The sequence below is a fragment of the Tenacibaculum todarodis genome (assembly GCF_001889045.1).
Classification (GTDB): domain Bacteria; phylum Bacteroidota; class Bacteroidia; order Flavobacteriales; family Flavobacteriaceae; genus Polaribacter; species Polaribacter todarodis.
The window spans coordinates 36246-48416 of record NZ_CP018155.1 but is presented as its reverse complement, the minus strand read 5'-3'; the positions used below and the strand labels follow the sequence as shown (position 1 = coordinate 48416).

Genomic DNA, 12171 nt, shown 5'->3' with positions numbered 1-12171 from the left:
GTCCTATTTTACATTATCTGATTCTTCAGGATGATTTACATCATAACTTTCTTCCTGAAGAATTAAATTACCCTCTTCATCAAACATATCATCAAACTCGGTTTCTGTAAACTGAAACTCCTCTTTTACAATTCCTTTATCTTTATATAAAAAAGCAAAAATAATCCCTGCAAAAAATCCGGATAAGTGCCCTTCCCAAGACATACCATCTTTAATTGGTAATACATACCAAATCATACTTCCATAAAGGAAAATAACAACTAAAGAAAGTGAAATTAATCTTAAATGTCTTTTTAAGATACCACTAAAGAATATAAAACTGAATAGTAAATAAACAACTCCACTTGCACCTATATGATAGGAATCCCTAGCAATAATCCAAGTAAAAAATCCCGTTAAAAACCCGCCATAGGCCAAAACTTTTAAGGCTACTTTTTTATAAAAAAATAACAAACTAGTTAAAAATATAAATAATGGTATAGAGTTATTAAATAAATGACTTGTGTTACTATGTATAAAAGGTGATAAGAAAACACCTCTTAAACCTTTAATTGTTCTTGGAAAAACTCCAAACTTATTAAAGTTGTAATTAAAATTAATTTCTACCCAATATACAAACCAAATTATAACAACTGATAGTATTGGGATTAAAAAGGTTAGTTTAGAAAATTTAAGCTCTTTATCGTTTATCATTAAAATAAAGGTAACAAAAACTTAACCATTTACTATTTACTGAATATCTGTCAGAAATCTTTATTATTTTTACTGAATGAACGAACCTTTGGCAGAAAGAATACGACCAAAAAAATTAGAGGACTATATTAGTCAACAACATTTGGTTGGTAAAACAGGAATATTAACCAACCACATAAAGCAAGGTATAATTCCATCTTTAATTTTATGGGGACCTCCTGGAATTGGGAAAACTACGCTTGCAAACATTATTGCTAACGAATCTGGACGTCCATTTTATACGCTAAGTGCTATTAGTTCTGGTGTAAAAGATGTTAGAGAAATAATTGAAAAAGCTAAAAAAAGTGGAGGTTTATTTACTGCTAAAAATCCTATTTTATTTATTGATGAAATTCATAGATTTAGTAAATCTCAGCAAGATTCTTTATTAGGTGCTGTAGAAAAAGGTTGGGTTACTCTTATTGGAGCAACTACTGAAAACCCAAGTTTTGAAGTTATTCCTGCCCTACTCTCTCGTTGTCAAGTTTATATTTTAAATTCCTTTGATAAAAATGATTTAGTTGCTTTACTAAAAAGAGCGATGGAAAATGACGAGGTTTTAAAGGATAAAAAAATAACATTAAAAGAAACAGATGCTTTACTTCAAGTTTCTGGCGGAGATGCGCGTAAATTGTTAAATATTTTTGAACTATTAGTTATTGCAGAAGATAAAGTTACTATAACTAATAAGTTGGTTTTAGAAAAGATTCAAAAAAATACTGTTAGATATGATAAAACTGGTGAACAACATTATGATATTATTTCGGCATTTATAAAATCTATTAGAGGAAGCGATCCAAATGCTGCTGTGTATTATTTAGCAAGAATGATTGAAGGTGGTGAAGATGTAAAGTTTATTGCACGTAGATTGTTAATTTTAGCTTCTGAAGATATTGGAAATGCCAATCCTACTGCATTAATTTTAGCAAACAATACTTTTCAGGCAGTTTCTGTAATTGGTCATCCAGAATCTAGAATAATACTAAGTCAGTGTGCTGTATATTTGGCTAATTCTGCAAAAAGTAATGCATCTTATATGGCTATAAATATAGCGCAAGATTTAGTAAGAAAAACAGGAGATTTATCTATTCCATTACATCTAAGAAATGCACCTACTAAATTAATGAAAGATTTAGAGTATGGTAAAAATTATCAATATGCTCATAATTATGATGAAAACTTTATAAATCAGGAGTTTTTACCAGATGAAATTGTAAATACAAAGTTGTACGAACCTGGAAATAATACCCGCGAAAACCAATTTAGAGAAAAAATGAGGGAACGCTGGAAAGATAAATATGGCTATTAGCTGGCTTGCGTGAGGGATTGAAACGGCATCCTTTTTTTTTCAAAAAAAGATATAGTGTAAAGCCCAACCACGTTTTTTTTACGTGGGCACGCCCTAAAATTTAATTTGATACGTTTTTTGAACTAATTGTCCATTCTCATAATACTCTGCAATCCAATTATTTCCATTTTTAAAAATAACTCCATTTTTATTTTTGATAAAAAAGAACTCGTTTTTACTTGATTTTAAAATCTTAAAGACAGTCTCTGGTGTGGTATTTACTAATTGAAACCCTTGTGCTATGGGTTGAGCATACAAAATGTTTTCTGCGCTCTTTGGCATTTCTTTTTTTACCTCTTTAATTTCAATTTTATTTTTATGGATAACTTGTACACCTGGATTTACTACTGCTGGAGAAACTTCTTGCAGAATAACATTATTTTGATCTTTAACTGGAATATAAGAATAATTCAATTTTTGAATGGAAACAAAGGCTTTTCTTATGGCTTCATGATAAGCTTTTTTATAATCTTTAAGCTTACTTTTACCTTGGTTTGAAGTAAAAATAATATTATTTGAACAGTCTCTTAATATTATACTATTTTTAGTATTTAACATCCCTGAATCATCAGTAATATTGGCCGTTAAAGCTAAACATCTATCTATAGATAGATCTTTTGGAAATCCTTCATTAGTAAAAAAAGCAGTAAAACCATATTTTTTAAACAAAAACTTGGTTAAAGAATTAACTTGGTGTTTATCAGGAGAACTTAACCATTCAAACTGTGTTGGAATAATTATATATTTATAATTATTGATGTTTTTTTCTTGAGAAAATGTATTTATAGCTAGAAAAAGAAATATTGAGAAAATTATTTTTTTAATCATTTTAGTAGTTTTAAAAATAAAAATAGGCCTTAAAGATAGTCTTTTATTTCTTTTAAAGAATTGACTGAGACAATTCCTCCTATTTTGTTTTTAGCAGCTGTAAAGTTACAATGTATTGCCATCATTCCAAACTCAATAGCTCCAATAACATCCGCTTCAAAACTATCGCCAATCATAATGCTTTCTTGCGGAATAGTGTTTGCTTGGTTTAATGCAAACTCAAATATTTTTGGATTTGGTTTTTTAACACCTACACTTTCAGATGTTATTATTTTATCAAAATAAAAATTTAAGCCCGATTTTTTTACTTTTAAATGTTGTACCTCATCAAAACCATTGGTAATTATGTGCATTTTATATTTTGATTTTAGGTAATCTAACAAGTCAAAAGTGCCTTCTAACAGAAAATTATGATTCGGTAAATATTCTATGTATAAATCTGCTATTTTATTAATATTTTCATCTGAAATAGCATATTCAAGTTCATTAAATGAATCTTTTAGTCTTCCATAACGCAGTTTAGATTTACTAACTTTTTCTTCTCTAAAAAGTCTCCAATAATTTAAATTAATTGGCATATAGACTTCTAAAAAATCATTTACCTTAAATGGAATTTCTAATTCTTGAAAGACTTCTTGAAAGGTAAGTTCTGAATTTTTGTCAAAATCCCATAACGTATGATCTAAATCGAAAAAAATGTGTTTAATATTCATACGCCTAAAATACTTTAATTTGAATAATATTAGCGTATTTTCGTTTAAATTTATTGTCTTAAATCCTTTAAAAATTGAGTCAAAAACAGCATATTTTATTTCTCTGTGGATGGTATCCTTCAAAGGTTAACCTTACTAATGGTGATTTTATTCAAAGACATGCAGAAGCTGTAACTTTAGAAAATACAGTGAGTGTATTACATATTGTAACGAATAAAAATTACTCTCAAAATATTGAGTATTCTTTTGAAACAATAAATGGGGTAAAAACATATATTGCTTATATAAAAGCAACTAAAAATCCGTTTTTGAAAGGGGTTTTATTTTTGAAAGCATTTAAAACAATTTTAAGTAAAATACAATCTTTTGATTTAGTTCATCTAAATGTTTTGTATCCTTTTGGCTTATTTGCTCTGTATTTAAACTGGTTTAAAAAGAAGAAATACATTATTACTGAACATTGGACTAGATATCTTTATCCGCAAGTAAATGACATTAGTTTTATAGAAAAATACATTTCTAAACTAATATGTAAAAAGGCTTTTTTAATTTGCCCTGTTTCTACAGAATTAGAAGAATCTATGCAAAAAACTGGATTTAAAGGCAACTATAAAAAAATAGGAAATGTTGTAAATACATCCTTATTTACGCCTAAAGAAAAGACGAATACTTTTTTTAATTTATTACATGTATCTAGCTTATTAGATCATCATAAAAACATTTCTGGCATGTTAAAAGTTGCTAAACGGTTAGAAAACAAAATTGGTGAATTTACTTGGAAATTTGTTGGTGGCAAACAAGATCAATATCTGGAATTAATAAATACCTTAAATTTCTCTAAAGCCAAAATTGAGTTTATCAATCATGTTTCTCAAGAAAAACTTGTAACATATTTACAAGAAACCGACATTTATATTTCATTTAGTAATTATGAAACTTTTGGAATTGTTATGACTGAAGCATTATCTTGTGGTGTTCCGGTTATTTCTACAAATACTGGCATTTTAAACGAACTTGGACAAAACGACGAGTTTTATAAAATTATAACTATTAAGGATGAATTGGCTTTATTGGAAGAGATTCTGAAGTTTAAAAATACTTCAAAGAAAAGTAATCAACTTAAAATGCATAATTTTATCGTTGAGAATTACAGTAAAAAGGCAATATCTAAACAGTTTTCTGAGATATACCATAAATCTATAAAAGCATAATTTGAAACTCTTAAAGAACTATATTCAAAATTTCTTAAACAGATCTGGTAGTTATGTGTTTATGGCTACTATAGTTTCTAGATTTTTGTCTTTTTTAGCTTCTTGGATTGCATTACAGCTTATACCCAATAAAGAATTAGGAGTTGTATTATTTGCTTTTAACATTATATCTTTTATAATTCCGTTTAGCGGATTAGGATTAAGTCAAGGATTAATAAGATATGGTGCGTTATTAAAAACAAAACAAGAGAAAGACAAGCTATTTTCATACACTTTTAAAAAAGGAATATTTGTTTCAATATTAATGATTTTATTAATAATCATTACAAGTTATTTTATCCCTTTTCAGTTTGAAAATACTTATAAATTTTTAGCCCTTTTATCTATTCTAATACTTCCAATGTTTGCTTTTGAAATGCTAAAGATTAAATTTAGACTAGAGCATAACAACAAACAATTTGCTTTTACAGAAGTTCTTTACAATTCAATCTTAATTATTCTTGTATTTGTTTTAAGTTATTTATATAAAGAAATAGGTTATATTTTTGCATTGCTTTTAGCACCAACAATTACTGTTTTAGCATTTTATAAGAATAGAAGTTTTACTCTAAAAAAAACACAAAAACCATCAATAGTAAACCTTTCTTTTTGGAAATACGGTTTTTTTGCAAGCTTGTCTAATGTAGCAACACAATTACTTTTTGTTATTGATATTTTCTTAATTGGTTATATTTTAAAAGATGCAGAAATGGTTACAAACTATAGATATATATCTATAATTCCGTTTAGTATTTTGTTTTTACCAAGAGTTTTTATTGCAACAGATTTTGTAGCTTTTACTGAAAAAATTTACAACAAAAAATATATTTTCAACTATATAAAAAGTTACATGTTGTTGTTTTTTATTGTTAGTATACTACTCCTACTCTGTTCTGCTTTATTTTCGGAACAAATCCTTTCTATTTTTGATGAAAGTTTTATCCAATTTTCGAGTAGTTTTATAATACTTACAATTGGTGTTTGTGGAATTTTACTACTTAGAGGTTTATTTGGAAATCTACTCTCTTCTATTGGTAAGGCGCATGTAAACTATTATATTATATCAGTTGCTTTAATAATAAACATAATTAGCAACTATTATTTAATTCCGAAATATGGAATAAAAGGAGCTGCAATTACCTCTGCTTTGTTAATGTGGTTTACGGGTATTTCTTCTGCAATATGTTTTGCTATTTTATATAAAAAAGAAACAAATACTACTTCTTAAAAAAGCGTATAAACTTAGGTAACTTATTTTGTTTTAATTGCAGATACGTTTCTGTTTTGGCACCAAAACTATTAAAATATTTTGCAATAGAACTTATTGAAGAACCTCCAAAACCAAATTCTTTAAAACCATTTCTATATTTAAAAATAGCGCGATCGATTAAAAAAGTATTAGCTCCGTTTTTACGGTTTTTAAAATCTGTTGAAGAAACTAATATTGAAACCCTTTCTGCATCTTTTAAGAAAAAACCTGAAGCTACAAGTTTGTTATTGCTATCGTAAATGGAAAGCAACTCTCCTACTCTTTTCTCTATGCAAGTTTGCATAATTTTTAACAAGTTTCCGTAATCATTTTCTGTAATTCCTTTAGCTTTCTTACCTATATTTTCTTTAAAAAGTTGCACTAAATTTGCCGGATTATCATTCCATTTTTCTGTTAAATCAGCTTTATTTGCTCTTCTTAAATCTTTTTTTCTATCGCTTTTATAGTTCTTAAAAATGGTTGCATCATCTACGTCTAAGGTTAAATATTGTAATTGTCTATCTAAACAATTATCCTGAAACATTGTAAAAGCGTTTTTAGAATTCATTCTTAAATCTATGTATTTAAATTCATCGAATAATTCAATTAAAAACTCATTTTCATCAATAATTTCTGTTGAATAAACACCTAATTGTAATGTCCATAATGGTTGATACACATATTTTATGAAGTATTTCCTTCTCCAAGTAACAGGCATTACCGCTTCATAATCTTCCAAGACAAAAACACTCCAATTATCTGCTACAATATCTAAATACCACGAAAACGCAAAAATGTTGCTTTGTTGTGCATTTTTAATACAAGTATTGTATTTTTCTATGTCAATATGTTTGCGTTCTACTAAACGAATCATATTTATTTATTTACAATTTTTAACATAGAACCATACAAACGTCCCCAACCTTTCCAACGAAGATAATTACTTAAACTTTCGTTATGAAACAAGGTTATAAAGGTTCCGTTAACTCGTTTTACTTCATTCTTTAAATCACGAATTCTACCTAAAGATTGCTTTGGAGTTAACTTCATATAATCGTTTAAAGTTGTGTCCATTACTGCAAACGGAAATACTTTTAGTGGTGTTTGAATTTCAAAATCTAAATCGTAAAAATAAAACGGCGTACATGTACTTGCTCTAAAACCAACATGACTTGCGTAACCCATAGAATAATCTTCTTCTATTTCTAAATCTATTAATATTTGATAGGTTTCTGGTAAATCGAATTTTAAAAAATGCTGACGAGATCGTTTAATGGGCATATTTGTGATGCTTTCTAAACGTTTTTTTTCTTTCTTTAAAAGTTGGGCATTATTCATTGTAAAATATGAAGGATGTAAACCAACTCTTGCATAATCTACCATATCTTTAATAAGCAACCTGAACTTATTTTTAGCTGCTGAAATATTTGTATCAAATGTTGTATAATCTCCAATTAAAAAGAAGAAAATAGTTCTTACTTCTAACTCTTTTTTTAGGTTGATAATTTTCTCAAAAGTATCAAAAGGATCTTTTTTAAAACCTGCTCTAACTGCAAATCTATCCCAAATATTAAAAATCTTTAATTTGTAGAAATCATTTAAAAATCCGCCAATAGTTCTTACAAAACCTTTATGCTTGTAGGCATACGCATTATCTACATCTATTGTAGAAATATAGTTATATTCTCTTTTTTTGTAAGGATGTTCTGGAAATTTTTCTTTTAATATTGATAAAAATTTATAAGCCCAAATATCGATAACTGGTTTTTCTAAAAAACCTTCATTAAAAGCTAAACTTTGGTCTGCGGTATAACGTCCATGTTTATCTTTTACGTGTGGCAAGTATTCTTCGTAACGCGTTATTAAATAAAAACTTGCTGCAAAAATATCAAACGGAATAGCCGATTTTGCTCCAGATGGAAAAAAACAAGGAATTTCTTCCCATTTTTGAATAGAAATATCAACATCGTTAACTCCTTGCTCAAATAGCAAGTCGTTACTTTTAATAAAAAACTCACTTCCTAATGGTACTTTGGTATACGACATTTTTGCGCCACTGTGCGCCACAAAATCTTCAATTTTTGTAGTAAAATTGATAGGTATAAGCAATGTTCTTGTAAAGATATGCTTAAATATATAGCGAAGTCTTGGAGTAATTTTATGTGTGTAAACTAATATCATTATGTTCAGTTAGCAATTGGCAGTCGCAGTTGGCAGTCAGTTACATACTGTAAACTGCTACTGAAAACTGTAAATTATATTAATCCTTCATCTGCGAAGCTAAAATACGCTTTTTCGGTTATTATTAAATGATCTAGCAATGTAATATCTAAGGTTATTGCGGCTTGTTTTATTTTTTGAGTTAATGTTTTGTCTGAATTACTTGGTTGTAGTTTTCCAGACGGATGATTATGGCAAACAATCATACCAATTGCAGATAGTTCTAAAGCTCTTTTACACAACAATCTAACATCTACCAAAGTTGCTGTTAAACCACCTTTACTTATTTGATGTTTCTCTAATACTTTGTTTGCATTATTAAGATATAAAACCCAAAATTCTTCGTGAGCTAAATCTCCAATTACAGGTTGCATTATTTTAAACGCACTATTGCTACTTGTTATTTTTGGGTTTATTGAAGCTTCTTCAAACTGTCTTCTTTTTCCTAATTCTAAAGCTGTTATTATTGAAATTGCTTTGGCTTCTCCTATTCCTTTAAAAACCTGTAGTTCTTCTACAGACAAACGTGCTAATTTGTTTAAATTATTATCTACCGATTGTAAAATTCTTTTGGATAATGCTACGGCACTTTCTTGCCTATTTCCAGAGCCTATTAATATGGCAATTAGTTCTGCATCAGATAATGCTGCTTTTCCTTTTGAAACTAGTTTTTCTCGAGGTCGATCATCTAAAGCCCATGCTTTTATTGTTAACTTTTCCATCTTTTTGCTTTTTTAACAAAGATAGTAAATGAGATTTTAGTTTGCTTTTTGTACTAAAATTAGGCTAACAGGTTTAGCCCTGATTGAACGGTTTGTTTGAGCTCTTTTTTGTTTTTCACAAAAAAAGCGAGTAGTGAAAGCGGGAAATAGCTTCTTAAAAATAGTTTTGTTTATGTAAAACCGTATCTTTGCATTCTATTCTTATTCTTACTTATGAAGATTATTATAGCTGGAGCTGGTGATGTTGGCTTCCATTTAGCTAAATTACTGTCCTACGAATCTCAAGACACTTATGTGATTGATTTTGACGGAGATAAACTAAATTATATTAATAATAATTTGGATGTTATCACTAAAAAAGGTGATGCTACTTCTGTTAAATTATTGAAGGAAATTGGCATTGAAAAAGCAGATTTATTACTTGCCGTTACAGAAAGTCAGAACACAAATTTTACTATTTCAGTTATTGGAAAAGCGTTGGGTGTAAAAAAAACCATTGCTAGAATTAAAAATCAGGAGTTTTTAGAGACTAAAGATGTTAATTTTAAAGATTTTGGTGTAGATTTTATGATTTCTCCACAAGAATTGGCAGCTGATGAAATAAAAATGCTGTTAAATCAATCTTCTTTTAACGATACGGTTGCTTTTGAAAACGGACTTTTTAATGTGATGGGAACTTCACTTACGTATAAATCTCCCATTGTAGATTTAACTGTAAAAGAAGCAAAAGACAAGTTTAATATGGTAGATTTTATTACCATTGCTATTAAACGAGAAGGTGTTGCGCAAACTATAATTCCGCGTGGAGATACTGTCTATAAAATGTCTGACCAAGTTTATTTTTCTGTACCAAATTATAGTTTAGATAAATTATACCCAATAATTGGTAAAGAGCATTTAGACATAAATAATGTAATGATTTTAGGAGGAAGTGGTATTGGTCAAAAAACTGCTAGAAATCTTTGTAAAGATAATTTTAAGGTTAAATTAATAGAAAAGAATAAGAACAAAGCTATACGTTTGGCCGAAGAACTTTCTAATACTTTAGTTATTAATGGTGACGGGCGTAAATTAGAGCTTTTAGAGGAAGAATGTATTAGACAAATGGACGCTTTTATTGCGGTTACAGGAGATTCTGAAACCAATATAATGTCTTGTTTAGTAGCTAAATCTAAAGGTGTAAAAAAGACAATTGCTTTGGTTGAGAATATGGATTATATAAATATTTCTCAAACTATCGGAATTGATACACTTATTAATAAAAAATTAATTGCCGCTAGTAATATTTTCCGTCATATTAGAAAAGGGGAAATTTTGGCATTGGCAAATTTACATAATATTGATGCCGAAGTATTTGAGTTTGAAGTACAACCAAATGCTAAGGTTACTGAAAAACCTATTAAAGAACTTCGTTTTCCTAGAGAAGCCGTTTTTGGTGGAATTATTAGAAATGAAAAAGCATTAATGTCTTTTGGTAATATGCAAATACAAAATGGCGATAAAGTTATTGTATTTTGTTTACCTGAAGCTATAAGTACTGTTGAAGAATTATTTAACTAATGAACCTCAACCTAAAAATAATTTACCGCTTTCTTGGTATAACCGCAATAATGAACGGTATTTTTATGCTGTTTGCTGTTCCGTTTAGTATTTATCATGAAGAAGTTGCCAAATGGGGAATTTTAAATGCAGGAATAATTACTATTTCTATTGGTTTGTTACTGTACTTCTTTAACAAACCCGAAAGCACTAATATTCAAAAAAAAGAAGGGTATTTAATTGTTACACTTGGCTGGCTAACACTTTCTTTTACAGGCATGTTACCCTATTTATTATCTGGCGCAATACCAAACATAACCAATGCTTTTTTTGAAACTATTTCTGGGTACTCTACAACCGGATCTTCCATTTTAACAGATATAGAATCCATGCCAAAAGGAATACTTTTTTGGAGAAGTGCTACGCATTGGATTGGAGGAATGGGAATTATAGTTTTAACAATTGCCATATTACCAATGCTTGGAATTGGAGGAATGCAGCTATTTATGGCGGAAGCTCCTGGTCCATCAGCAGATAAATTGCACCCTAGAATTACTGATACTGCCAAACGATTATATCTAATATATGTAGTTTTAACTTTTGCACAATTTTTATTATTAAAAATAGCAGGAATGTCTTGGTTTGATGCCATAAACCATGCTATGGCAACAGTAAGTACAGGAGGTTTTTCTACAAAAAATGCTAGTGTTGCTTATTGGAACGGAATTCCTGCTGTACAGTACATAATTATCTTTTTTATGTTTATTGCAGGAACAAACTTTGTGTTAACCTATTTTGCTCTAAAAGGAAAAGTGCAAAAAGTATTTCAAAGTGAAGAGTTTAAATACTACCTCTTTGGTACTTTAGGTGTTTCTCTCTTAATTGCTATAATTATTTACTTTTTTCAAGATCCAAATTTACAGACAACAATTGCACATCCTAAAGTTTATGGAAATGCAGAAAGTGCAATAAGACATGCTTTGTTTCAAGTTATATCAGTTGTAACAACCACTGGTTTTGTGTCAGCAGACTTTACTATGTGGAGCTTTTTTGCAACCGGAATTTTCTTCGCTTTATTTTTCACAGGAGGTTCTGCAGGGTCAACTTCTGGAGGTATTAAAATTGTAAGACACATAGTAATGCTAAAAAACAGTTTTCTGGAATTTAAAAAAGCACTGCATCCAAATGCCATAATTCCTGTAAGGTATGACGGTAAAACTGTCAGTCAGAGTATTGTTTTTAATATTTTATCTTTCTTTATTTTATACATGCTAATATTTATAATAAGCACAGTTATATTTACAATTTTAGGCTTAGATATTATGTCTGCTTTTGGCGCTGCAGCTTCTTCATTAGGAAACATTGGCCCAGCAATTGGATCTGTAAGTCCTGTAGATAATTTTGCGCATTTATCGGTCGGTGCTAAATGGTTTTGCTCTTTTTTAATGCTAATTGGTAGGTTAGAATTATTTACAGTTTTAATATTATTTACACCTTTCTTTTGGAGAAATAATTAATATTAATTTAATATTAAAAAATTTATTCTTATCTTTTAACCCTATAAATTTGA

Annotated in this window: 11 protein-coding genes; 5 read left to right on the top strand and 6 right to left on the bottom strand. The window is 28.8% G+C overall.

The window, feature by feature from the left end:
- Window positions 1-3: 3 nt before the first annotated feature.
- Window positions 4-693, bottom strand: a complete 690-nt coding sequence (locus tag LPB136_RS00205) for a rhomboid family intramembrane serine protease (RefSeq protein ID WP_072554205.1) — start codon at window positions 691-693, stop codon at window positions 4-6.
- A 76-nt stretch (window positions 694-769) separates the two neighbouring features.
- Between LPB136_RS00205 and LPB136_RS00200 the strand changes: the two genes are divergently transcribed.
- Window positions 770-2041, top strand: coding sequence for a replication-associated recombination protein A (locus LPB136_RS00200; protein ID WP_072554204.1), 1272 nt, complete (start codon window positions 770-772; stop codon window positions 2039-2041).
- 93 nt (window positions 2042-2134) lie between these two features.
- Here LPB136_RS00200 and LPB136_RS00195 read toward each other — a convergent pair whose 3' ends face one another.
- Window positions 2135-2908 (bottom strand): hypothetical protein, encoded by a 774-nt coding sequence (locus LPB136_RS00195; RefSeq protein ID WP_083426157.1) that lies wholly within the window; start codon window positions 2906-2908, stop codon window positions 2135-2137.
- Window positions 2909-2937: 29 nt separating this feature from the next.
- A complete protein-coding gene (locus LPB136_RS00190) occupies window positions 2938-3621 on the bottom strand; it encodes a YjjG family noncanonical pyrimidine nucleotidase (protein ID WP_072556855.1) in 684 nt (227 codons plus the stop codon).
- A gap of 74 nt (window positions 3622-3695) precedes the next feature.
- Here LPB136_RS00190 and LPB136_RS00185 point away from each other — a divergent pair, with 74 nt between their 5' ends.
- Together LPB136_RS00185 and LPB136_RS00180 are read left to right on the top strand one after the other, a co-directional pair.
- Window positions 3696-4832, top strand: coding sequence for a glycosyltransferase family 4 protein (locus LPB136_RS00185; RefSeq protein WP_072554203.1), 1137 nt, complete (start codon window positions 3696-3698; stop codon window positions 4830-4832).
- 1 nt (window position 4833) lies between these two features.
- Entirely contained in the window at window positions 4834-6099 is a 1266-nt protein-coding gene (locus tag LPB136_RS00180; protein WP_158009578.1) for an MATE family efflux transporter, read from the top strand.
- Here the strand turns inward: LPB136_RS00180 and LPB136_RS00175 are convergent.
- The 3 genes from LPB136_RS00175 to radC form a co-directional block, all read right to left on the bottom strand.
- Window positions 6089-6994, bottom strand: coding sequence for a hypothetical protein (locus tag LPB136_RS00175; protein ID WP_072554201.1), 906 nt, complete (start codon window positions 6992-6994; stop codon window positions 6089-6091). The genes LPB136_RS00180 and LPB136_RS00175 overlap by 11 nt on opposite strands.
- A 2-nt stretch (window positions 6995-6996) precedes the next feature.
- A complete protein-coding gene (locus LPB136_RS00170; protein WP_072554200.1) occupies window positions 6997-8301 on the bottom strand; it encodes a polysaccharide deacetylase family protein in 1305 nt (434 codons plus the stop codon).
- 74 nt (window positions 8302-8375) lie between these two features.
- Window positions 8376-9062, bottom strand: a complete 687-nt coding sequence (gene radC / locus LPB136_RS00165; RefSeq protein WP_072554199.1) for a RadC family protein — start codon at window positions 9060-9062, stop codon at window positions 8376-8378.
- A gap of 213 nt (window positions 9063-9275) precedes the next feature.
- Between radC and trkA the strand changes: the two genes are divergently transcribed.
- The gene (trkA, locus tag LPB136_RS00160; protein WP_072554198.1) at window positions 9276-10622 is read left to right on the top strand and encodes a Trk system potassium transporter TrkA; all 1347 of its coding nucleotides are present in this window, start codon (window positions 9276-9278) and stop codon (window positions 10620-10622) included.
- Between the two features lie 50 nt (window positions 10623-10672).
- Entirely contained in the window at window positions 10673-12118 is a 1446-nt protein-coding gene (locus LPB136_RS00155; protein WP_237267403.1) for a TrkH family potassium uptake protein, read from the top strand.
- The last annotated feature ends 53 nt before the right edge of the window (window positions 12119-12171 follow it).